18 protein-coding genes are annotated in these 23,562 nt (G+C 67.0%); 13 read left to right on the forward strand and 5 right to left on the reverse strand.

From position 1 onward, the window contains the following. The first annotated feature begins 149 nt into the window (after window positions 1-149). Both AC4JJG_RS04625 and ahcY read left to right on the forward strand, forming a co-directional pair. Window positions 150-1,658 (forward strand): amino acid permease, encoded by a 1,509-nt coding sequence (locus AC4JJG_RS04625; protein WP_495399747.1) that lies wholly within the window; start codon window positions 150-152, stop codon window positions 1,656-1,658. 165 nt (window positions 1,659-1,823) lie between these two features. After that, window positions 1,824-3,296: an adenosylhomocysteinase gene (gene ahcY, locus AC4JJG_RS04630; RefSeq protein WP_495399748.1), complete on the forward strand. Its 1,473-nt coding sequence runs from the start codon at window positions 1,824-1,826 to the stop codon at window positions 3,294-3,296. A gap of 27 nt (window positions 3,297-3,323) precedes the next feature. On the opposite strand, the gene AC4JJG_RS04635 is transcribed toward ahcY, so the two are convergent. Both AC4JJG_RS04635 and AC4JJG_RS04640 read right to left on the reverse strand, forming a co-directional pair. Beyond that, window positions 3,324-3,848: a hypothetical protein gene (locus tag AC4JJG_RS04635; RefSeq protein ID WP_495399749.1), complete on the reverse strand. Its 525-nt coding sequence runs from the start codon at window positions 3,846-3,848 to the stop codon at window positions 3,324-3,326. Window positions 3,849-3,915: 67 nt separating this feature from the next. Beyond that, complete coding sequence (locus AC4JJG_RS04640; protein WP_495399750.1) at window positions 3,916-4,551, reverse strand: dTMP kinase; 636 nt, start codon at window positions 4,549-4,551, stop codon at window positions 3,916-3,918. Between the two features lie 85 nt (window positions 4,552-4,636). Here AC4JJG_RS04640 and mtrA point away from each other — a divergent pair, with 85 nt between their 5' ends. From mtrA to lpqB, 3 genes are read left to right on the forward strand one after another with little or no spacing between them, the layout of a single operon-like run. Continuing rightward, complete coding sequence (mtrA, locus tag AC4JJG_RS04645) at window positions 4,637-5,323, forward strand: MtrAB system response regulator MtrA (RefSeq protein WP_495399751.1); 687 nt, start codon at window positions 4,637-4,639, stop codon at window positions 5,321-5,323. Further along, complete coding sequence (gene mtrB, locus AC4JJG_RS04650) at window positions 5,320-6,987, forward strand: MtrAB system histidine kinase MtrB (protein ID WP_495399752.1); 1,668 nt, start codon at window positions 5,320-5,322, stop codon at window positions 6,985-6,987. Before mtrA ends, mtrB begins: the two co-directional genes overlap by 4 nt. Further along, window positions 6,977-8,755, forward strand: coding sequence for an MtrAB system accessory lipoprotein LpqB (gene lpqB / locus AC4JJG_RS04655; protein WP_495399753.1), 1,779 nt, complete (start codon window positions 6,977-6,979; stop codon window positions 8,753-8,755). The genes mtrB and lpqB overlap by 11 nt, the downstream gene beginning before the upstream one ends. An 11-nt stretch (window positions 8,756-8,766) precedes the next feature. On the opposite strand, the gene AC4JJG_RS04660 is transcribed toward lpqB, so the two are convergent. Beyond that, complete coding sequence (locus tag AC4JJG_RS04660; RefSeq protein ID WP_495399754.1) at window positions 8,767-9,489, reverse strand: ComF family protein; 723 nt, start codon at window positions 9,487-9,489, stop codon at window positions 8,767-8,769. Between the two features lie 455 nt (window positions 9,490-9,944). Here AC4JJG_RS04660 and hpf point away from each other — a divergent pair, with 455 nt between their 5' ends. From hpf to AC4JJG_RS04700, 8 genes are all read left to right on the forward strand, one after another. Next, the gene (hpf, locus tag AC4JJG_RS04665) at window positions 9,945-10,742 is read left to right on the forward strand and encodes a ribosome hibernation-promoting factor, HPF/YfiA family (protein ID WP_495399755.1); all 798 of its coding nucleotides are present in this window, start codon (window positions 9,945-9,947) and stop codon (window positions 10,740-10,742) included. Window positions 10,743-10,852: 110 nt separating this feature from the next. Further along, window positions 10,853-13,666: a preprotein translocase subunit SecA gene (secA, locus tag AC4JJG_RS04670; protein ID WP_495399756.1), complete on the forward strand. Its 2,814-nt coding sequence runs from the start codon at window positions 10,853-10,855 to the stop codon at window positions 13,664-13,666. 280 nt (window positions 13,667-13,946) lie between these two features. Beyond that, the gene (locus AC4JJG_RS04675; protein ID WP_495399757.1) at window positions 13,947-14,378 is read left to right on the forward strand and encodes an Rv3235 family protein; all 432 of its coding nucleotides are present in this window, start codon (window positions 13,947-13,949) and stop codon (window positions 14,376-14,378) included. 112 nt (window positions 14,379-14,490) lie between these two features. Further along, window positions 14,491-15,966: a wax ester/triacylglycerol synthase family O-acyltransferase gene (locus tag AC4JJG_RS04680; RefSeq protein WP_495399758.1), complete on the forward strand. Its 1,476-nt coding sequence runs from the start codon at window positions 14,491-14,493 to the stop codon at window positions 15,964-15,966. A 76-nt stretch (window positions 15,967-16,042) separates the two neighbouring features. Continuing rightward, window positions 16,043-16,609, forward strand: coding sequence for a DUF6912 family protein (locus tag AC4JJG_RS04685; protein WP_495400480.1), 567 nt, complete (start codon window positions 16,043-16,045; stop codon window positions 16,607-16,609). A gap of 112 nt (window positions 16,610-16,721) precedes the next feature. Next, window positions 16,722-17,873 carry a ferredoxin reductase gene (locus AC4JJG_RS04690; protein WP_495399759.1) on the forward strand — a complete coding sequence of 384 codons (1,152 nt, stop codon included), beginning with the start codon at window positions 16,722-16,724 and terminating at the stop codon, window positions 17,871-17,873. An 86-nt stretch (window positions 17,874-17,959) separates the two neighbouring features. Then, complete coding sequence (locus AC4JJG_RS04695) at window positions 17,960-19,267, forward strand: fatty acid desaturase family protein (protein WP_495399761.1); 1,308 nt, start codon at window positions 17,960-17,962, stop codon at window positions 19,265-19,267. Window positions 19,268-19,334: 67 nt separating this feature from the next. Then, window positions 19,335-20,537, forward strand: coding sequence for a fatty acid desaturase family protein (locus AC4JJG_RS04700; protein ID WP_495399762.1), 1,203 nt, complete (start codon window positions 19,335-19,337; stop codon window positions 20,535-20,537). Between the two features lie 28 nt (window positions 20,538-20,565). On the opposite strand, the gene AC4JJG_RS04705 is transcribed toward AC4JJG_RS04700, so the two are convergent. Then, window positions 20,566-21,612 carry a Gfo/Idh/MocA family protein gene (locus AC4JJG_RS04705; protein WP_495399763.1) on the reverse strand — a complete coding sequence of 349 codons (1,047 nt, stop codon included), beginning with the start codon at window positions 21,610-21,612 and terminating at the stop codon, window positions 20,566-20,568. An 11-nt stretch (window positions 21,613-21,623) separates the two neighbouring features. Further along, a complete protein-coding gene (gene iolD, locus AC4JJG_RS04710) occupies window positions 21,624-23,561 on the reverse strand; it encodes a 3D-(3,5/4)-trihydroxycyclohexane-1,2-dione acylhydrolase (decyclizing) (protein ID WP_495399764.1) in 1,938 nt (645 codons plus the stop codon). Window position 23,562 lies beyond the last annotated feature (1 nt).

Below are 23,562 nucleotides of genomic sequence, written 5' to 3' on the forward strand. Positions count from 1 at the left end.
ATTGCCGGGAACTCGCGGGCGAATCTTGGGGCGAATTGCCGTCTTACGGTGGCTCGTTCGGCTAGCGTAAGGAACCGCTTTACCTGATGTTCGTCATGCGAGCCGGGCAGCGATCCTGATGCCGGCGCCCTATTCGGGAGGTCCACCACATGGCCAATCCGCTCACCCGGACAAAATCCATCGAGCAATCGATGGCCGACACCGACGACCCCACCCGAAGACTCCGCAAAGATCTGAGCGTCTGGAACCTCATCGTCTTCGGTGTCTCGGTGGTCATCGGTGCGGGCATCTTCACGATCACCGTCTCCACCGCGGGCGACAAGGCCGGGCCCGCGATCACGGTGTCGTTCGTGATGGCCGCGATCGCCTGCGCCCTTGCCGCGCTCTGTTACGCCGAGTTCGCGTCGACCGTCCCGGTCGCCGGCTCCGCATACACGTTCGGCTACGCGACATTCGGCGAATTCCTCGCCTGGATTCTCGGCTGGGATCTGATCCTGGAATTCGCGGTCGGCGCGGCCGTCGTCTCCAAAGGCTGGTCCAGCTACCTCGGTAGCGTCTTCGGATTCGACGGCGGAACCTTCGACATCGGTGGGCACACCGTCGACTGGGGAGCCATCGCCATCGTCACCGCGGTGACCATCCTGCTGGTGCTGGGCACCAAACTCTCGTCCCAGTTCTCCGCCGTCATCACCGCGATCAAGGTGTCCGTGGTGCTGATGGTCATCGTGGTCGGTTTCTTCTACATCAAGGGCGACAACTACAACAACTTCGTGCCGCCCGCCGAACGAGGTGCGGGTACGGAACGTTCGGTGGATTCCTCCCTGTTCTCACTCATCACCGGCGGTGGTGACAGTTCCTACGGGTGGTACGGCGTCCTGGCGGCGGCATCGATCGTGTTCTTCGCCTTCATCGGCTTCGACGTCGTCGCGACGACCGCCGAGGAGACCACCTACCCCCGGCGCGACGTGCCGCGCGGCATCCTCGGCTCGCTGGCCATCGTCACCGTGCTCTATGTGCTCGTCACGATCGTGGTGACCGGCATGGTCAACTACAAGCAGTTGGCGACCGATGACAGCGGATCGAAAAACCTTGCCGACGTCTTCGCCATGAACGGGGTGACGTGGGCCGAGAAACTCATCGCGATCGGTGCGCTCGCCGGCCTCACCACCGTGGTGATGGTGCTGATGCTCGGACAGTCGCGCGTCCTGTTCGCGATGTGCCGTGACGGTCTTCTGCCGCGCGGGCTGTCCACCACGCATCCGAGGTTCGGCACACCCGCGCGACTGACCATCCTCATCGGTGTGGTGGTCGCCCTGGTCGCGGGCTTCTTCCCGATCGACAAGCTGGAGGAAATGGTCAACGTCGGCACGCTCTTCGCGTTCGCCGTGGTGGCCGGAGGCGTGATCGTGCTCCGGCGCACACGGCCGGACCTCAAGCGCGGCTTCACCGTGCCGGGCGGACCGATCATTCCCGTCCTCGCGATCCTCGCGTGTCTGTGGCTGATGCTCAATCTGACCGCGCTGACCTGGATTCGGTTCATCATCTGGATGGCGCTCGGCGTCATCATCTACTTCGTGTACAGCCAACGACATTCGATCGTCGGCAAGCGGGCCCGCGGCGAGGTGGAAGGGCTCGAGACTCCGACCGTGCGGGAGTAGGTCATCCCGAACCGGGCGGCGAGCCGACCTTCGCCGCCCGGTCTGGTGCGCGGTGGTCGTGGGGTGTTCGATAGCCTGAATCGAACGCCTGTCACGCCGCCTCGAGGTGGCGTGACGTCACGCTCGTCAAGCGCATGACTTCTATCCGGATGACAAGGGGAACAGATGACGACAGCACAGGACTCCGCACTTCAGGTCGACAACCGTAACGGAATCGACTTCAAGGTTGCGGATCTGTCGCTCGCCGACTTCGGCCGCAAGGAGATCGGACTCGCCGAACACGAGATGCCGGGCCTGATGGAGTTGCGCCGCGAGTACGCGGATGTGTTGCCGCTCAAGGGTGCTCGCATCTCGGGTTCGCTGCACATGACGGTGCAGACGGCCGTACTGATCGAGACTCTGGTTGCTCTGGGCGCCGAGGTGCGCTGGGCGTCGTGCAACATCTTCTCCACCCAGGATCACGCGGCCGCTGCCGTCGTGGTCGGACCGCACGGCACGGTCGACGAGCCGTCCGGCGTCCCGGTCTTCGCCTGGAAGGGCGAGACCCTCGAGGAGTACTGGTGGGCCGCCGAGCAGATGCTCACCTGGCCGGGCGAGCCCGCGAACATGATCCTCGACGACGGCGGTGACGCGACCATGCTCGTGCTGCGCGGTGCCGAATTCGAGAAGGCCGGCGTGGTTCCGCCCGCCGACGACGATCATTCCGCCGAGTACAAGGTCTTCCTCGAGTTGCTGCGCGAGAGCTTCGAAAAGGACAAGACCAAGTGGACGACCATCGCCGAGTCGGTCCGGGGCGTCACCGAGGAGACCACCACCGGCGTGCTCCGCCTGTATCAGTTCGCCGCCGCGGGTGAGCTCGCGTTCCCCGCGATCAACGTCAACGATTCGGTCACCAAGTCGAAGTTCGACAACAAGTACGGCACCCGGCACTCGCTGATCGACGGCATCAACCGGGGCACCGACGTCCTCATCGGCGGCAAGAAGGTGCTGATCTGCGGTTACGGCGACGTCGGCAAGGGTTGTGCGGAGTCGCTGGCCGGCCAGGGCGCTCGCGTGCAGGTCACCGAAATCGACCCGATCAACGCGCTGCAGGCGCTGATGGACGGCTTCGACGTGGTGACCGTCGAGCAGGCGATCGGTGACGCGGACATCGTCATCACGTCGACCGGCAACAAGGACATCATCACCCTCGATCACATGAAGCAGATGAAGCATCAGGCGATCCTGGGCAACATCGGTCACTTCGACAACGAGATCGACATGGCCGGGCTGGAGGGCTCGGGCGCCACGCGGATCACCATCAAGCCGCAGGTCGATCAGTGGATCTTCGCCGACGGCAAGGCCATCATCGTCCTGTCCGAGGGTCGTCTGCTGAACCTGGGCAACGCGACGGGTCATCCGTCGTTCGTGATGAGCAACAGCTTCTCCAACCAGGTCATCGCACAGATCGAGCTGTGGACGAAGAACGACGAGTACCACAACGAGGTCTACCGGCTGCCCAAGCATCTCGACGAGAAGGTCGCGCGCATCCACGTCGAGGCCCTCGGCGGCACCCTGACCAAGCTCAGCAAGGATCAGGCCGAGTACATCAACGTCGACGTCGACGGGCCGTACAAGCCGGAGCACTACCGCTACTGATCGCAGCGGCGGACGCCGTGGGCCCCCTCAGGCCACGGCGTCCGGCCGGACGCCCGGGCACATGTACCAGGTGCCGTGCTCGCGGACGAAGTTCTCGTGGTTCGGCTTGCTGTCGGACCGTGCGGTGCCCGCCTGAAGACGGGTGAGCACACGGGATTCGGCGGATTCGCCGACGATCGTGATGTCCTGCATGTCCTCGAGAACGAGGCTGCCCGGCAGATCGAACGGCGATGTCACCTGCGGGCGCAGCGACGTGCAGACCGCTGCCCGCAGGCGCAGGACGTCGCGGGAGTTGACCGCGTCGACGAAGGTCTGCATCGCATCATGGATCGCCATGACGTCAGTCGGCGTGACCCGCTCACGAGGCTTCCGGACGTCGAGGCCGGCGACTGCTCCGGCGGGCACCCGCGACGTGTGCCCGACGAGATCGGTGGACCGTTCCGCACTCGCGGGCAACACACCGACGGTCGCGATGAGCAGGACGCCCAGGACGAGGCCCGCGATCAGTGATCGCTGCCGGCGCGGACGTTGCGGGCTCGGCGGAACCGTCATGGGTCACATCCCTTCGCAGAGGCGTGTTCCCGCAGGTTAACCCAGTCGAGCCCGATGGGAGTGCAGGTTATCCGGCGCGCAGGGCCGCGGACAGCGCAATCGGGTCCGAGCCGTCGTCGGCCAGCCATGGCGACATCCAATTCGCTTGGGCCAGTTGACGATACACGTCATCTACACGATGTTGCAGATTGTGATCACGTTCATAACGATCCGGTTGCCGCTGCGCGTTGGTGGCGGCACGGGACGCCGCGCGGCCCAGGGCCACGTCGACGGATACCCCGAGCAACAGATGGCGATCGGGGACCGGGAGCCCGAACCGGCCGAATTCAAGGTCGGCCACCCACCGGACCATCTCGCCGTCGGCGTCCTGCCCGAGTCGCCCCGCGCCGTACGCCGCGTTGGATGCGACATACCGGTCGAGGAGCACGATGTCGTGGTCGGCGACCGCGGTCCGGATGGCCGGTGCGGCGTCGGCGCGGTCGAGAGCGAAGAGCAGCGCCATCGCATGTGCGCTCTCCGCGAGGTCGCCGTGAGCGCCGTGCAGGGCCTCGGCGGCGAGATCGGCGTGCACCGATTCGCCGTAGCGCGGAAACGTCATCGTCGCCACCCGCAGACCGTCGGCGCGCCATCGCGCCACCAGAGCGGTCACCAGAGTGTTCTTCCCGGCTCCGTCGAGACCCTCGACGGCGATCAATCGGCCCACGGTCGCGATGGTATCGGCCCACCGTGGACCCGAGAGCGCCGGTCGTCGGCGCGCCATCCTCCACCCTGGTCACGAAAGTGTCACCATGGTGGTCATGAAGCCGCGCATCCTCGTAGTCGATGACGACGCCGCCCTCGCCGAGATGCTGACGATCGTGCTCCGCGGGGAGGGTTTCGAACCGTTCGTCGTCGGTGACGGTACGCAGGCGTTGGGTGCGGTCCGCGAGATCCGCCCCGATCTGGTGCTTCTCGACCTCATGCTGCCCGGGATGAACGGCATCGACGTGTGCCGGGTCCTGCGCGCCGACTCCGGGGTGCCCATCGTGATGCTCACCGCGAAGTCCGACACCGTGGACGTCGTCCTCGGTTTGGAGTCGGGTGCCGACGACTACATGGTGAAGCCGTTCAAGCCGAAGGAACTCGTGGCCCGTGTGCGGGCGCGACTGCGCCGGACGGACGAGGAACCGGCGGAGCTGCTGGCCATCGGACCGGTCGAGATCGACGTGCCCGCGCACAAGGTCACCCGCGACGGCGTACCGATCTCGCTCACCCCGTTGGAGTTCGATCTGCTGGTCGCGCTGGCCCGCAAGCCGCGTCAGGTCTTCACCCGCGACGTGTTGCTGGAACAGGTGTGGGGCTACCGCCATCCGGCGGACACTAGACTCGTCAACGTGCATGTCCAGCGTCTGCGCGCGAAGGTCGAGACCGATCCGGAGAATCCGGAAGTGGTTCTGACGGTGAGGGGGGTCGGCTACAAGGCCGGCCCGCCGTGATCGGTCGTCCCCGTCGCGTCAACAGCACCGTAGGGCGCCTCACCCGGGCCGCGAGCCGGGTCGGGCGGGTCTTCGGCCGCTTCTGGCGTCGTTCGCTGCAGCTTCGTGTGGTGGTGTCGACGGCGGTGCTGTCCTTCGTCGTCATCCTGATACTCGGATTCGTGCTGACCAGCCAGATCACCGACCGTCTCCTCGCCGTCAAACTCACTGCGGCCACCGAGGAAGTCGATCGCGCCCGCGTCGCGGTGGAACGCGACCTGTCCACCAGCGACGGCAACATGTCGGTCCAGAACCGGTTGCGGCAGACGCGATCACTGCTCACCGACCGTGACGTCGACTCCGGCAACAGTGCCGGCACGGTCGGCACCTTCGACACCGTGCTCATGGTGCCGGGTACCTCCGACAACGGTGAGGACAGCGGCGTCGGCCCCATCGAAGAGATCCCGGCCAACCTTCGCGACATGGTGAAGGGCGGACAGGTGGCCTATCAGTACACGTCGGTCCCGAATCGGTCCGGAGGCCGCGAGCCCGCGCTGATCATGGGCACACCGACGAACGCGTCGATGTCCGGCCTCGAGCTGTATCTCGTCTTCCCCCTGACCAGTGAGCAGAACACCGTCGACCTCGTGCGCGGAACGTTGCTGACCGGCGGTGTCGTCCTGCTCGGTCTGCTGGCCGCCATCGCGTGGCTCGTGTCCCGGCAGGTGGTGCTCCCGGTTCGGTCCGCGTCGCGTATCGCCGTGCGTTTCGCCGACGGCAGGCTCAAGGAGCGGATGCCGGTGCGTGGTGAGGACGACATGGCCCGGCTGGCCATGTCGTTCAACGACATGGCCGAGAGCCTGTCGAAGCAGATCACCCACCTGGAGGAATTCGGCGGGCTGCAGCGGCAGTTCACCTCGGACGTCAGTCATGAGTTGCGCACACCGCTGACCACCGTGCGGATGGCCAGCGACGTCCTCTACGACGGCCGCGAGGATCTCGATCCGGTGCGCAAACGGTCCGTCGAACTTCTCGACAAGGAACTCGACCGCTTCGAGACCCTGCTGAATGAACTCCTCGAGATCTCCCGCCACGACGCGGGCATGGCCGAACTGGCGGCCGAACGCATGGACATGGCGATCCCCATCGACGGGGCACTGGCGACGGTCAACCATCTGGCGGAGGAGACCGGCACCGAGCTCGTCCTCGATCTGCCCGCCGAGCCGGTGATCGCCGAGATCGATCCGCGCCGCGTGGAACGCATCCTCCGCAACCTGCTGGCCAACGCCATCGACCACGGTGAACGCAAACCGGTCACGCTGACCATGCGGTCCGACGGCGACGCTGTGGCGATCACGGTGCGCGACAACGGAATCGGTCTGCGTCCCGGTGAGGAGAAGCTGGTCTTCAACCGGTTCTGGCGGTCCGATCCGTCCCGCTTCCGGCGCTCGGGCGGCACCGGCCTCGGCCTGGCCATCAGCATCGAGGACGCCCGCCTGCACCAGGGGCGGCTGGAAGCGTGGGGTGAACCCGGCAAGGGAGCCAGCTTCCGCCTGACGCTGCCGCTCGTCCGTGGGCACAAGGTGCTGGGCAGTCCGCTGCCGCTGAAGCCGCTCGGGGGCATGCGGTCCACGTCGCCGGAGCGGGGCCAGTCCGAGCGAGGGGGTGGTCGCGATGGGGAGTGACCTCGGTGCCCGCACGGTCCGTGCGCCGCGCCGCGGCCTGGTCGCCGGGGTGCTCGGAGCAGTACTCGGAATGGTCCTGGCCGGTTGCGGTGCGATTCCCAACTCGTCCTCGCCGCAACCGATCTCCGCATTCGCACGTCAGGCGCCGACCAACGCGGTACCCACCCCGCAGCCGGACATGGATCCGGAGTCGCTGGTCCGTGCGTTCCTCAAGGCGACCGCCGATCCCCGGTCGGATCATCAGGCGGCACGGAAATTCCTCACCGCCGAGTCCGCCGAGCGCTGGGACGACCGCGGCGACAAGATCGTGGTCGATGAGATCAACGTGTTCATCGACGAACGCACCGCCGATTCGGTACGGCTGCGGCTGGTCGGCGACAACGTGGGCACCCTCAAACCCGACCGGCAGCTGCTGCCGGCGACCGGCCGCGTGGAGACGACCATGTCTCTGACCCGGAGCAACGGGCAGTGGCGAATCGACGGCGCGCTGCCCCAGGGCACGATGATCGATCGTCGTCAGTTCGACTCCACGTACCGGCCCGCGACCCTCTATTACCCGGATCGGAGCCGTACCCGGCTCGTCGCGGACCCGCGGTGGCTCTTCGCGACCATGGCCGCCGATTCGACGGCCCTCATCAACCGGCTGGTCAGCGGACCGGCGACAGACCTCGGTGACTCGGTGGGCAGCGCCTTCCCGGACGGCGCCGCGCTCCGCGGGCCGGTCTCGTCGCGTCTCGGCGGCGGTGTGCGGATGGAATTCACCGGCCTGACGGGTCTGTCTCCCCAGGAACGTGAAGTGCTTGCCGCGCAAGTCATCTGGACACTGGACGAATCGGACGTGGGTGGACCGTACGTCATCGACGCCGATGGGGCACCGCTGGTCGCCGAACATGCCTCGGGCTGGCAGACCGCCGACGTCCGGGCATTCGATCCGTCGGCCGAACCCGCGACCGACGTGGGGCTGAACCTGATCAGCGGCGGCGCGATGTACAAGGTGACCGACTCGGGTCGGGAGCCGGTCGCCGGCCCGCTGGGCACCAGTCGTCTCATGCGGTCGGCGATGATCTCGCCGGATGGCAGTCGTGTCGCCGCCGTCCTCACGCACAACGGGCGGGGACCGAAGCAGGACCTCGCGATCGGAGCGTACGGAGGTGACGTGCGCACGGTCGTCTCCGGCGAGACCATCACCCGGCCGTCCTTCGGGCCGGACGCCAACTCGGTGTGGGTGGTGGTCGACGGACGGCCGATCCGCTGGCAGCGTGACGTCACCGCCAACACCGAGACCGAACAGACCACGGCCGTGGACGTCTCCGCGATCGGTTCGGTCGTCCGCGGCCCGATCAGCGAGTTGCAGATCAGTCCCGACGGCGTGCGGGCCGTGCTGATCGTCGGCGGCCAGGTGATCTTCGCGGTGGTGACCCCCAATCCCGGGGGCGGCCTGGCACTCACCAATCCCCGGATCGCCGCCTACAACGTGGGCAATCGGGCGGTGTCGGTGGCCTGGGCGACCCCGACGACCGTGATGCTGGCACGCGACGCCGTCGAGTCGCCGGTGGTGCAACTCTCCGTCAACGGATCCCCGGCGGTGGGGCTGCTCAGCGGCAACCTCTCGCCTCCGGTGCGGGCCGTCGTCGCCAACCGCTCGACGGTCTACGCAGGCGATGCCCGCGGTGTGCTGCGGCTCGGCAGCACCGACGGGCAGCCCGACCAGTACTGGACCGAGGTCGAGCCTGCGGCCACCCCGGACGCGATTCCGGTCCTGCCCTGACCCGAATCGCTTCACGCGCCCGCGACGACCAGCACGAGATGCACGGGAACATCATGGGCGGCAAGCACTCTGGTGGATTCGGCGGCGGTGGCGCCGGTGGTGAGGATGTCGTCGACCACCACCACGGTGCCACCGGGTCGCACCCGGGTGACGAGGCGGACCGACCCGGCGAGATTCCGGGCCCGCCCGCGTGCGTCGAGGCCCGCCGAGTCCCGTGCCCGTGACGATGTCACCAGCATGCGCCGCACCCGCACTCGTCCATCGCCCAGCTCGTGCGCCGCGGCCCGGGCCATCGCGGTGACGGGATCCCCTCCGCGCCGTCGCGCCGACGATCTGCGCGTGGGGGCGGGGACCAGCGTCAGCGTGCGATCGTCGGCGCCCGGCCCCGCCGGGAACTCGCCCCATCGCGCCAGCGTCGTGAGTCCCCCGGCCAGTGCCTGACCCAACGGTGCGGCCAGGTCGCGGCGTCCGTGTTCCTTGAGGGACAGCAGCGCCGTCCGGTGGACGTCGCGGTAGGGGCCCAGCGCCCACGCCGGTGCGCCGACCGTCACCCGCGGGGTCAATGCCACGGGTACGTCGGCCAGCGCGGCGGCGCAATCGGCGCACCAATTCCGGCCCGGACTCCCACAGCCACCGCAGATCGTCGGAAGAGCCAGGTCGGCGCCGGATCTCAGGATGTCGGCGACACGGGCGACCGGTCCGGTGATGCGCGGCCGATCTCGATGGACGCTCATCCGGACAGCGTCGCATCGTGGAGGCTTCCGGGCCGGTCGGCGACGGCGATCTGTGGATGCACCGGCGCCCTGTGGATGATCCACCGACAGGGGCCGATGACCCACCCCGGCGAGGGCTGCCGGCCCGTGTCCGGAGGGACCCACGACCCGAATCGCGGGACACGCCCGCACATTGCCCGTAAACGTGGCCACCGGGCGAACTTCGGGCTACGGTCGAAGGCACATCAGGTAGCCGCCGACTTTCCACGGAGGTGAGGCCCCTGCGCTTGAGTGTCGGCCGTCGGCCGGCATGGCAACGATTCCCGATATCGCACGCCATTCGCGCGTCCCTCCTGTGTTGCGAAACATTCTCTGCCGCAGCAATTTTGGTGTGATCGAACGCGAGTGCGCGGCCGTAGGAAGTCCCACCACGCGGACTTGCCGAGGCGTCGGGGACCATCAAAGGAGGTAGTTGAATGTCCACTGTCATCCACCGCAAAGGCAATCGCGAATCCAAGCTCGCCGATGCCACGCCGCCGGCCGCGAAGACGCCGGTTTCCAAGGCCGAAGCCGCCGAGTTCGATCCCGACTTCGCTTTCGTGCGTCCGGCAGGCGCCGACGACGTGACCGACCCGGCGCAACCCGACGCGTCGATCGAGTTCGTCGGCCGCAACGTCGAGATACCTGATCACTACCGCATCTACGTCGGCGACAAGATCGCCCGGCTCGAGCGGTTCGATCCCTCACTTTTCCGCTTCGACGTGGAACTGCACCATGAACGCAATCGCCGGCAGTCCAAGATCTGCCAGGTCGTCGAGATCACCGCGACGGGCAAGGGCCCCACGGTGCGCGCCCAGGCCGCGGGTGACAACTTCTACGCGGCTCTCGAATCGGTGCTCGACAAACTCGAATCCCGATTGCGCAGGGTCAAGGACCGCAGGCGGGTGTCCTACGGATCGCGTACCCCGCAGTCGGTTGCCGAGGCGACCGAGATCGGCGCGCCGCCGCTGAAGTCCAACCAGCTCAGCGCGAACGGCGATGCTCCGGATGAGATCGAGACCTCCCGCTGGGACGACGGCGTCACCGAGCACGAGCCAGGCCAGGTCGTCCGCGTCAAGGAGCATCAGGCGGTCCCGATGACGGTCGATGACGCACTCTACGAGATGGAACTCGTGGGGCACGACTTCTTCTTGTTCCACGACAAGGAGACCGACAAGCCGTCCGTCGTCTATCGCCGGCACGCCTTCGACTACGGGTTGATCCGGCTGGCCTGACCTACCGATCAGGTTCTTCGCAGCTGGCGCCGCTACCATGGGATCCGGTTTGCACACAGTGCAGGCCGGATCCCATGGTTTGTCGATATGAGTAGGGGACTCGATCCACGGTGCTGAACAAGTTGCTGCGCGTCGGTGAAGGCCGCATGGTCAAGCGTCTCGATGCGATCGCGTCGCACGTCGAGGCCCTGTCCGACGAGGTCGAGGCGCTGACCGACGCCGAACTCCGGGCCAAGACCGACGAGTTCAAGGAACGTATCGAGGAGGGCGAAACCCTCGACGAACTGCTGCCCGAGGCCTTCGCGGTGGCACGTGAGGCGGCATGGCGCGTTCTCGAGCAGAAGCCCTTCCACGTGCAGATCATGGGTGGCGCGGCCCTCCACTTCGGCAACATCGCCGAGATGAAGACCGGTGAGGGCAAAACCCTCACGTGTGTGCTCCCCGCGTATCTCAACGCACTGTCCGGTGACGGCGTCCATGTCGTCACCGTCAACGACTACCTGGCCAAACGTGACTCCGAGTGGATGGGCCGCGTGCACCGGTTCCTCGGCCTCACGACCGCGGTGATCCTCACCGGCATGAACTCCGACCAGCGTCGCGAGGCCTACGCCGCCGACATCACGTACGGAACCAACAACGAGTTCGGCTTCGACTACCTGCGCGACAACATGGCGCACTCCATCGAGGATCTCGTGCAGCGCGGCCACAATTACGCGATCGTCGACGAGGTCGACTCGATCCTCATCGACGAGGCCCGCACCCCCCTGATCATCTCGGGTCCCGCCGAGGGATCGAGCAAGTGGTACGTCGAGTTCGCGCGCATCGCGCCGCTGCTCAAGAAGGACGTGCACTACGAGGTCGACATCAAGAAGAAGACGATCGGCGTGCACGAGGCGGGCGTCGAGTTCGTCGAGGATCAGCTCGGCATCGACAATCTGTACGAGGCCGCCAACTCGCCGCTGGTCAGCTACCTGAACAACGCCATCAAGGTGGAGGAGCTGTTCGAGCGCGACAAGGACTACATCGTCCGCAACGGCGAGGTCCTGATCGTCGACGAGTTCACCGGCCGCGTGCTCGACGGGCGTCGCTTCAACGAGGGCCTGCACCAGGCGATCGAGGCCAAGGAGAAGGTCGAGATCAAGGCGGAGAACCAGACGCTCGCCAACGTCACGCTGCAGAACTACTTCCGCATGTACGACAAGCTGGCCGGCATGACCGGTACGGCCGAGACCGAGGCCGCCGAGTTCGACCAGATCTACAAGCTGGGCGTGCTGCCGATCCCGACGAACAAGCCGATGGTCCGCAAGGATCAGACCGACCTGATCTACAAGACCGAAGAGGCGAAGTTCGACGCGGTCGTCGACGACATCACCGAGCGTCACGAGCTGGGGCAGCCGGTGCTGATCGGTACCACCAGTGTCGAGCGTTCGGAGTATCTCTCCAGGCAGCTCAAGAAGCGGGACATCCCGCACAGCGTGCTGAACGCGAAGTACCACGAGCAGGAAGCGCAGATTATCGCCGAGGCGGGCCGGCTCGGTGCGGTCACGGTCGCCACCAACATGGCCGGTCGCGGTACCGACATCGTGCTCGGCGGCAACGCCGACATCATCGCCGACATCCGGTTGCGCAAGGCCGGTCTCGATCCGGTGCACACGCCCGAGGAGTACGAGGCGGCATGGCCCGAGGCCATCGAGACCGCGCGTGCCGAGGCCGAACGGGAGGCCGAGGCGGTCAAGGAGGCCGGTGGCCTCTACGTGCTGGGCACCGAACGTCACGAGTCCCGCCGCATCGACAATCAGCTGCGTGGACGTTCCGGCCGTCAGGGCGACCCGGGCGAGTCCCGTTTCTACCTGTCCCTCGGCGACGAACTCATGCGGCGCTTCAACGGCGCAGCTCTCGAATCGATCATGAACCGGGTCAACCTGCCCGACGACGTGCCGATCGAGGCGAAGATGGTCACCAAGGCCATTCGCAGCGCCCAGACCCAGGTCGAGCAGCAGAACTTCGAAATGCGCAAGAACGTTCTGAAGTACGACGAGGTGATGAACGAGCAGCGCAAGGTGATCTACGGCGAGCGCCGCGAGATCCTCGAGGGCAACGATCACAGCGAACAGGTTCAGAACATGGTCGACGACGTCGTCGGCGCCTACGTGGACGGCGCGACGGCCGAGGGCTATGCGGAGGACTGGGATCTCGACCAGCTGTGGACCGCGTTGCGCAGCCTGTATCCCATCAAGCTCAATCCGAAGCAGGTCGTCGGCGAGAACCAGTTCGGCGAGCGCGACGACATCACCGCCGAGGAGCTCAGGGAGATCCTCGTCGCCGATGCCCATGAGGCCTACACCAAGCGCGAGGAGGAGATCCGGGAGATCGCGGGCGACGACGCGATGCGTCAACTCGAGCGCACCATCCTGCTGACCGTGCTGGACCGGAAGTGGCAGGACCATCTGTACGAGATGGACTACCTGCGTGAGGGCATCCACCTGCGGTCGATGGCGCAGCGTGATCCGGTGGTGGAGTACCAGCGCGAGGGCTACGACATGTTCAAGGGCATGCTCGAAGGCCTGAAGGAGGAGACCCTCGGCTTCCTCTACAACGTGCAGGTGCAGACCGAACCCGCGCAGCCGGTCGTCGCACCGACCCCGATCGCCGTGGCCACCGGGCCGGATCCGCGTGCGGCAAGCGCGGATCCGCAGCAGGTACCGGCCGCCCTGCGGGCCGTCGGTGTGGAGGATCGGCCCGACGTACCGATGACCTATTCGGGGCCGGGCGAGGACGGTGACGCGACCGTGCACTCGGAGGACGAGGAGCACGGCGAGCCGGTGACCTCGGCGACCCGCCGGGAGCGGCGGGCCGCCGCGCGCGACGCGGGCAAGAGCGGCCCGGCGAAGAAGCCGCCGAAATCGAAGAAGCGGCGTCGCTGACACGGTGACCAGTGCCCGATCGGATACCCTTTATCCGATCGGGCACTGACCGTTCGTGTGCAGTCCACCCGGAAGGCGGTCTGTCGGGAACCCAGGGTCGTGATGCTGCGTCCGAGTAAGCATGGACACGCATCGGATTCTGATTCGCCCGGCCCCGTCGTACGAGATACCGGCCTGCACGGCGCGTGGTCGGTGCCGGCACGGTTGCCCCGCACCCGAGCCGGAGGTCCGCAGGCGGCGGGACGCGGTCCATGCGATCACCCACACCCGGATACCGTCGATGTCGGCGCCGCCTCCCGCGAACCCGGCCGAGACCGAGAACGCCATGGCTGCACGACGCTTCGCGGTAGCGACACTGACTCAGGTCCTCGAGGTGCTGGACCGTCGGCGGGGCATCCGTCACCTCGATCCGGTGGTGGCCGCGCATCTGACCGATCAGATCACCGCGCTGATCCCGTCACACGGGGCGCGGGGCACCCCCTCGGGACCGGGTGACACGGCCACCCTGCGCCGGGTGCACGTGCAGATGGGCGGCCTCGACTCCGCGGAGATCTTCGGAAGCTATCGGCGTGGTAACCGGGTCCGGGCGTTCGCGGGCCGGATCGAGCGTCGTCCGCGGCGAATCCGGACCGCCCCCCGCGGCACGTACACCTCCCGGGGCTCACAATCCGTCGAATATCGTTGGCAGCTCGTCGCTTTCAGTATCGCCTGACCGGTGAGTCCGGGCTCGCCCGCCGTCAGGGTGGCCCCGGTCGTCGGGTGTGCGGCGCCCGGAGCGGCCGATCACCGCGGACCGGCCGGCCCGGGGCACTAGGATCGACGACGTGGTGAACCGACTGTCCGCGCGTGACGCGATGTTCTATTTCCTGGACGAGTCGGGCGCCACCACCCATCTCGGCGCATTGCTCATCCTCGATCCGCAACCCGCACCCAAACGCCGGCCCGCCGCGGCGCGCGGATCATCCGCCGACACCGACGAGTCCACACCGCCCCGGGTCATCGACTACCCGCGGCTGGTCGCTCTCGTCGAGAACCGGCTGCAGCTCGTCCCGCGCTACCGGCAGGTGGTGCGCGAGGTGACCCTCGGTCTGGCGCGCCCGGTGTGGGTCGACGACCCCGATTTCGACATCAACTTCCACATCCGCCGCTCCGGGCTGCCCAAACCGGGAGACATCCGCCAGCTGCAGGATCTGATCTCGCGCGTGATGTCGCGTCCACTGGACCGCACACGACCGCTCTGGGAGATGTACCTGATCGAAGGACTCCCGGACGGCAAGCTGGCGATCCTCACCAAGAGCCATCGCAGCCTCGTCGACGACGAGTCGTGCTTCGAGATCAGCGAGGTGATCTGCGACGAGACCCCCGAGGTGGAGCCGCTCGCCGAAGATCTGTGGATGCCGGGCTCGCCACCCCGGTCGTCCCAGCTCGCACTCGGCGCGCTCGCCGAAGCGATGTCCCGTCCCGGGGATCTGGTGGACTCGGTCATCCGCGGCAACTCGGTGATCTCCGATGTCCGGTCCACCGCGGAGAGTGTGGCCCGGCGGGTCGGCAGCCTCGTGCAGCAGCTCACCGACTCGGCTCCGTCGAGTCCCCTGAACAACGCCACCACGTCGACCCGGATCTTCACGGTGGCCTCGGTGCCGCGGCGCGGGTGCGCCAAGATCGCCGACCGCTACGACTGCACCGTGAACGATGTCGAACTGGCCATCATCACCGGCGTGCTGCGCCGGTGGATGCTGTCCATCCATGACTCGATGCGCGCCGGCGATACCGTGCGGGCGGTGTTGCCGCTGTGCGCGCGCGACCCGTCGGTCAATCGCCGTGTCGACGCCGATGGGCGCTGGATCAATGTGGCGAAACCGCGGTTCGTGACAGATCTGCCTGTGGGGGAGGACAATCCGGCGGTCCGTATCGCGCAGGTGGCCGGGCTCGCCAACCGGTATTCGCATTCGTCGCGGCGGCTGTCGCCGTCGGCCCGTCCGCTGCTGCCCGAACTCGGGATCGTGCCGTTCCCGGAGTTCAGTTCGCGTGCCTTCCAGACGATCAGCCGTCGGAACTACAACGTGCCCGTCTCGACCAGTACCGCCCCGGTGGCCTCCCGATACGTCGGCGGGTGCGCGGTGGATCAGATCTACTCGATCCCGACGCTGCTGAACCAGCGAGCGCTGGCGATCAGCGTCATCGACTATCACAACACCCTGCAGTTCGCGTTCATCGCGGATCGGGGTGTGCTGAACGACCTGCCCGCGATGGCCGACTACGTGACGGAATCGTATGAGGAACTCCGTTCCGCGCCCTGAGCGTATCCGCGACTAAGGTTGGCGGACGTAGTGCCGTCGGCGGCCGCCGGCGCGGCCGATCGGTGAAGGAGTGATGGTGCGGGTCTATCTACCTGCCACGCTGGCGATGCTCATGGAACTCGACGAGACGGGGGAGTTCCGCGCCATCGGCGGTACCGGATTCGCGCTGACACCCGCATTGCGCGAGGCCTTCAATGCCGGTGACGACGAGGAACTGTCCGAGATCGCCATCCGGGACGCGGCCCGTGCATCGCTGCGACTGCTGGCGGGGGAGGCCCCGGAACCCGGAGACGCCGCGGCCGACGCGGAACTGGCCGCCGACGCCGGGACCGACAAACCCGGGGACACACCGACACTGCCGCCGCGCCGCGCCGTCGTCGCGGCCGATGTCGACGACGTCACGCTGCGCCCGGAACTCGATGACGCGGTGGTCAAGATCTCCGGGCCGGTGCCGCGCTCGGCGATCGCGTCGATCCTCGTCGACGGAGCCGATGCCGAACCGCAGGTGCGTGCCGCGGCTATCGTCATCGATGCCGCCGATATGGGCGACGAGGATGCCGAACTCGCACTCGGCGACGTCGAGGATCACGACCTCGCCTGGTACGCGACACAGGAATTGCCGTTCCTGCTCGATCTCCTCTGACTCGATCTCCTCTGACTCGATCTCCTCTGACTCGATCTCCGGGGCTCGCCCGCCTTTGCGGGAGCCCGGCCGTCGCGTAACCTACGGAAGCGTAGGTTAGTCCGCCGGAGCGATGGCTCCGGCCGATGAGAACAGGTGGTACGCGGTCGTGGGATGGCTGGAACGGTTCGAGGAGCCGGTCGCCGATGTTGCCGCCCGCAGCAAGGGGGCGCGCTGGGCGAGGGCGGCCTTCGCCCGGATCACCACGCCGCTGCTCCCGGACGATTACCTGCACCTGGCGAATCCGCTCTGGTCGGCGCGCGAACTGCGCGGCAAGGTCGTCTCGGTGTCCCAGGAGACCGAGGACACCGCGACGATCCGCATCCGGCCGGGCTGGGGATTCTCCCTCGACTATCAGCCCGGCCAGTACGTCGGCATCGGCGTCCTGATGGAGGGACGCTGGACGTGGCGGTCGTATTCGCTGACCTCGACCCCCGACACCACGGCATCCGACCGGACCATCGCGATCACGGTGAAGGCGATGCCCGAGGGATTCCTGTCCGCTCATCTGGTCAACGGTCTGCGACCGGGCACGGTGGTCCGGTTGGCCGCGCCGCAGGGCGAATTCGTCCTGCCGGATCCGCTGCCGGCGAAGATCCTGTTCGCCACCGCGGGCAGCGGCATCACGCCGATCATGGCGATGCTGCGGATGATCCGGCATCGCGGCCAGCGCACCGATATCCGGCTGGTCCATTCCACCCCGACCGAGGCCGATCTGCTCTTCGCCGACGAACTCGCGTCGATGGCCGACGACGGGCTCATCGACCTCCATGTCCAGCACACCCGTGTCGACGGGAAGCTCACCCCGGACGCGATTGCGGACCTGGTGCCGGACTGGGCGGAACGACAGACCTGGGCGTGCGGGCCGAGTGGATTCCTCGATGCGCTGCACGGGATGTTCGACGATGCGGGCCGCGACGATCACTTGCACATCGAGCGGTTCGCGCTCGAACGCGGGGCCGTCGGTGCGCAGGGCGGCACCGTGACCTTCGGCCGGACGGGACGCACCGCCGAGGCCGACGGCGCGACGACGTTGCTGGAGGCGGGGGAACAGGCCGGCGTCATCATGCCGTTCGGGTGCCGGATGGGCATCTGCCAGAGCTGTGTGGTGATGCTGGATCGTGGCTGTGTCCGGGACCTGCGCACGGGTGTCGAACACGTGGAGGGTGAGCGCATCCAGACGTGTATCAGCGCGGCCGCCGGCGACTGCACACTCGACGTGTGACCGGCACCTCTGGACAACCGACGGGTCCGTAACCTACGCTTGCGTAAGTTACGGAACAGTAGGTAGCCGATCCGGATGGGAGCGACATGGCCATCACCGACATCCCCGAATACGCGCACCTCTCTGCTGCCGACATCGCGGCACTGGGCGCGGAGCTCGACGCGATCCGCGCGGACATCGAGGCCGACCGAGGTGAGCGCGACGCGCGCTACATCCGCAACACCATCCGGCTGCATCGCGGTCTGGAACTGGCCGGCCGCGCGCTGATCGCCGGATCGTCGAAGCGTTCGTTCTGGTGGGCCGGTGCGGCCACCCTCGGTGTCGCGAAGATCATCGAGAACATGGAACTCGGTCACAACGTGATGCACGGCCAATGGGATTGGATGAACGATCCCGAGGTGCATTCGACGACCTGGGAGTGGGACAACACCGATCCGTCGGCGCACTGGAAGCACACCCACAACTACATCCACCACAAGTACACCAACGTCCTGGGTATGGACGACGACGTGGGCTACGGCCTGCTCCGGGTGACCCGCGATCAGCGGTGGCGCCCGTTCTATCTGGGCAACCTCGCCTACAACACACTGCTGGCACTGCTCTTCGAATACGGCGTTGCCGCACAGCATCTGGAGTTGGGCAAGAAGCGCCGGACCCCCGAGGCCAAGGAGCAGTTCCGCCGCGATCTCGCCGACGTGGGTGCGAAGATCGGCAAGCAGGTGGCCAAGGATTACGTCGTGCACCCGGCCGTCGTGAGTGCGGCCACGGGCCGGAAAGTCGGTTACGGCAAGGCATTCCGCAAGGCGGCCACTGCCAACGTGATGGCGAACGTGATCCGCAATCTGTGGACCAACGCCGTCATCTTCTGCGGGCATTTCCCCGATGGTGCCGAGAAGTTCACCAAGCAGGACGTGGACAGCGAGTCGCAGCCCGAGTGGTATCTGCGTCAGATGCTGGGCAGTGCGAACTTCCGTTCCGGTCCGGTGCTCGCGTTCATGTCGGGCAACCTGTCGTACCAGATCGAGCACCACATCTTCCCGGATCTGCCGAGCAACCGGTACGCCGAGATCGCGGTCCGGGTGCGGGCGCTGTGCGACAAGTACGACATTCCGTACACCACGGGATCGTTCCCGCTGCAGTACGCCAAGTCATGGCGGACCATCGCCAAATTGTCGTTGCCGGACAAGTACTTGCGGGCCACCGCCGATGATGCCCCGGAGACGGCATCGGAGCGCCGCTTCAAGGCCGATCTGCCCGCGGGTGTGCGCCTGACGTCGACCGTCGACCCGGGTACCGGTCGTCGGCGCGGGCTGCGGACCGCCATCGCGGGACTGCGACGCAAGGATCGGCGAGCGAGCCGTCCCGCCGAATCGGTCATCCGGCGCGCCGCGTAGCGGTTCCGCCGACGTGGGACCTCGGCCACTGGTCCGGCCGTCCGAAGCAAGGGCATAATGAACACCAATGGCCATCACGGATATCAATGAGTACGCGCACCTGAGCGAGTCCGACGTGGAGGCGCTCGGGGCGGAACTCGATGCGCTGCGCCGCGAGATCGAGAACGATCGGGGTGCGCGTGATGTCCGCTATCTGCATCGGGCGATCCTCGCGCAGCGGGCGCTGGAGGTGGCGGGCCGCGTCGCGCTGCTGGGCAGCCATCGGCGTTCGCTGTGGCTGCTGGGTACCGGGGCGCTCGCGCTCTCGAAGATCATCGAGAACATGGAGCTCGGCCACAATGTGATGCACGGTCAGTGGGATTGGATGAACGATCCCGAGGTGCATTCGACGACCTACGAGTGGGACATGGTGTGCGCGTCGCCGCACTGGAAGCACTCGCACAACTTCATCCATCACAAGTACACGAATGTCGTCGGCATGGATCACGACGTGGGTTACAAGATCCTGCGCGTCACCCGCGACGAACCGTGGGAGCCGCGCCGGGCGTTCCAGCCCCTGTTCAACATGATGCTGGCGGCGACCTTCGAGTGGGGGATCGGTCTGCACGACCTGGCACTCAAAGAGGTCATCCAGGGGACCAAGTCCAAGGAAGAGGCCATTCCGCAGATCAAGCTGTTCCTGCGGAAGGTCGGCAAACAGGTCGCCAAGGACTACGTGCTGTTCCCGGCGCTCACCGGTCCGAATTTCCGGCATACACTGACCGCGAATCTGACCGCCAACCTCGTCCGCAACCTGTGGGCCTACGTGGTGATCTTCTGCGGCCACTTCCCCGACGGCGCGGAGAAATTCACGGTCGAGTCGCTCGAGGACGAGACGCCCGGCCAGTGGTATCTGCGGCAGATGCTGGGGACGGCGAACTTCGACGCCGGGCCGGTGATGGCCTTCATGTCCGGCAACCTCTGCTACCAGATCGAGCATCACCTCTATCCTGACCTGCCGAGCAACCGGTATGCCGAGATCGCCGTGCGGGTGCGCGAACTGTGCGACAAGTACGACATTCCGTACACGTCGGGATCGATTGTCGTGCAATATCTTCAGACGCTGCGCACCATCAACAAGCTCGCGCTGCCCGACCGTTTCCTCCGGGCCACCGCCGACGACGCCCCCGAGACGGCGTCCGAACGCCGGTTTGTCGGCCTGCCCCGCACCCGCGGTCTGAAGACCGCCATCGCTGAACTTCGCCGCCGCCGCACCCGCTCGATGGCGTAGTGATCACACGCGGAAACGCGTGTGATCGCTACAGATTCGGGGGAGTGAGGGTGACCGGGATGCGGGCGCCGGTCGTGAGGGACTCGACCGCAGCAGCGCAGACGGCCGCGGCCGCGTAGCCGTCCCAGGCGGTGGGGCCGTCGACCATCGTGCCCGCCCGGACGGCGTCCACCCAGCGCTGGATCTGGGCGTCATAGGCTGCTCCGAATCGCTCCAGGAAGCTGGGTGAGATGTCACCACCCCAGAGCCCGGCGACCGATCGGGCGTCACCGGTGTCCGACTGAACAGGGTTGCGGCGCTTGCGGATCAGGCCATGGTCGAGGCCGATGATTGCCGAGCCGAGTGCGCCGACGACCTCGGTGCGGACCTCGTAGGCGACTCCGGTGGTGACGAAGCACTCGACGTCGACGTGCCGGCCGGACTCGGTGGTGAGGATCGCGATTTGCGGATCGATCAGTCCCCCGGGTGCAGCGGGATTCGAACCCGGCGTGATGATCTGGACCGCCGCGATCTCCTCGCCGAACAGGTACCGGGTCACGTCGATCTCGTGGACCAGGGAGTCCCGGACGATCATCGAGGAGTCGAAACCCGGTGCCGCGGCGGGGTTCCGGTGTACGCAGTGGGCGAGCAGGACCCGGCCGAAGGCGCCGTCGTCGATCAGCCGTTTGAGCTGTTCGTATTCGGGGTCGAAGCGACGCATGAAACCGACCTGGATCAGTCTGCGGCCGGCAGCCGCCTCGAGCCGGACGATGTCGAGCGAGGTTGCGGCATCGGTGGTCAGTGGCTTCTCGCACAGGACCGGGGTGGCGGTGTCGATGCAGGCGCGCAGTTGCGACTCGTGGGCCGATCCGGGCGATGCGAGGATGACGGCGTCGACCTCCGGATCGCCGATCGCCTCGAGCGGGTCGTCGATCACGCGAATCCCGGAAGTCGCCGTGGCGACCTCCGCGGCCCGGTCGCGCCGCGGGTCGCTGATCACCGTGACCCGGGCGCCCTTGGTTCGTGCGGAGATCCGGGCGACGTGGTCGGCGCCCATCATGCCGACGCCGATGACGGCGACGCGCAGATCGGACATGTACTGCTCCTTCAGGACTGGGGGTCCGGTGGGGTGAGGTAGGGACGCTGCCCGGTCTTCGCCCGGATGTACTCCTCGCGGCCCCGTTGCGTCGACGCAAGCTCGGAGACCTCGGACACCGGTACGTCCCACCAGGATTCGCTGTCCGGGCCACCGATCATCGGATCGGTCTCCACATGGATGACGGTGGTGCGTTCGGAGGCCTTGGCGGTCCTGATGGCGTCGGTCAGTTCGCCGGCCGTGTGCGCGCGGATCACCTGTGCGCCGAGCGATGCCGCATTGGCGGCCAGATCGACGGGGAGCACCGTCCCGGTGAGTTGGCCGTCGCCGGATCGGTATCGGTAGGCCGTCCCGAAGCGCTGGGAACCCAGCGATTCCGACAGCGAGCCGATGGAGGCGAAGCCGTGATTCTGTATCAGGACGACGATGATCGTGAGGTTCTCCTGAATGGCCGTCACCAGTTCGGTCGCCATCATCAGATAGGACCCGTCACCGACCATGACGATGACGTCGCGGTCCGGACAGGCCATCTTCACCCCGAGTCCGCCCGCCACCTCGTATCCCATACACGAGTACCCGTATTCGACGTGATAACCCTTGGCATCCCGGACCCGCCACAGTTTGTGGAGATCGCCGGGGAGGGAACCGGCCGCGCACACCACCACATCCCGCGGATCGGAGGCGTCGTTGACGATCCCGATCACCGCGGGCTGGGTGAGTGCTTCGCCGCCGGTCGCCACATTCGTTCCGGTAGCGGTTGGCGCACAGGCATGTTCGACGACATCGTCCCATGCGCGGACGAGTTCGCCGGTGCGGGCACGATGCTCGTCGTCCACGGTGTGATCGTCGAGGAGTTCGTCGAGCGCATCGATCGCCTCGCGCGCGTCGGCCACCACGGCGAGCCCACTGTGCTTCACCGCGTCCAGAGAGGTGACGTTGATGTTGACGAATTGCACGCCGGGATTCGCGAACGCGGTCCGGGACGCGGTGGTGAAATCGCTGTAGCGCGTGCCGATTCCGACGACCACGTCCGCGTCGGCGGCGAGCGCGTTGGCGGCCGTGGTGCCGGTGGCGCCGATGGCACCCACCGACTGCGGGTGATCGTGCGGGAGAGCGCCTTTGCCCGCCTGCGTCACGGCGACCGGGATTCCGGTGCGAGCGGCGAAGCGCGCCAGGTTGTCTGCGGCGTCGCTGTAGAGGACACCGCCGCCCGCGACGATCAGCGGCCGACGAGCGTTCCGGATCATCCGGGCCGCGGCCTCGATGACCCGCGTCTCCGGCACCGGACGAGCGATATGCCAGGTCCGGGGAGCGAATAGCGCCTCCGGCCAGTCGTACGCCTCGGCCTGGACATCCTGGCCGATGGCCACGGTCACCGCGCCGGTCCCCGCCGGATCGGTGAGGACTCGCATGGCGCCCAGCAGCGCCGCGGGCAGTTGTTCGGGGCGGGACACGCGATCGAAGTACCGGGACACCGGCCGGAAGGCGTCGTTGACGGTGACATCGCCCGACGACGGATGTTCGAGTTCTTGGAGGACCGGGGCACTCACGCGGGTTGCGAAGGTGTCGGCGGGCAGCAGCAGCACCGGCAACCGGTTGATGGTCGCGAGCGCGGCGCCGGTGACCATGTTGGTCGCGCCGGGCCCGATGGAGGACGTGACCGCCCACGCCGACAAGCGGTTTCGCATGCGCGCGTAGGCGACGGCGGAGTGCACCATCGCCTGCTCGTTACGGCCGAGCACGTAGGGCAGCGACGGTTCGCGGCCGTTCTCGGCGTCGTCGACCCCCTGTTGGAGCAGCGCCTGCCCGAGGCCGGCGACGTTGCCGTGCCCGAAGATCCCGAAGCAGCCGGCGAAGAACCGGCTGCGTTCGCCGTCGCGCTCGGTGAACTGCCGGGTGAGGAATCGGATGGTGGCCTGTGCGACGGTGAGGCGGATGGTCGGCTCCATG

This window comes from Gordonia sp. B8661-1 (assembly GCF_059427765.1).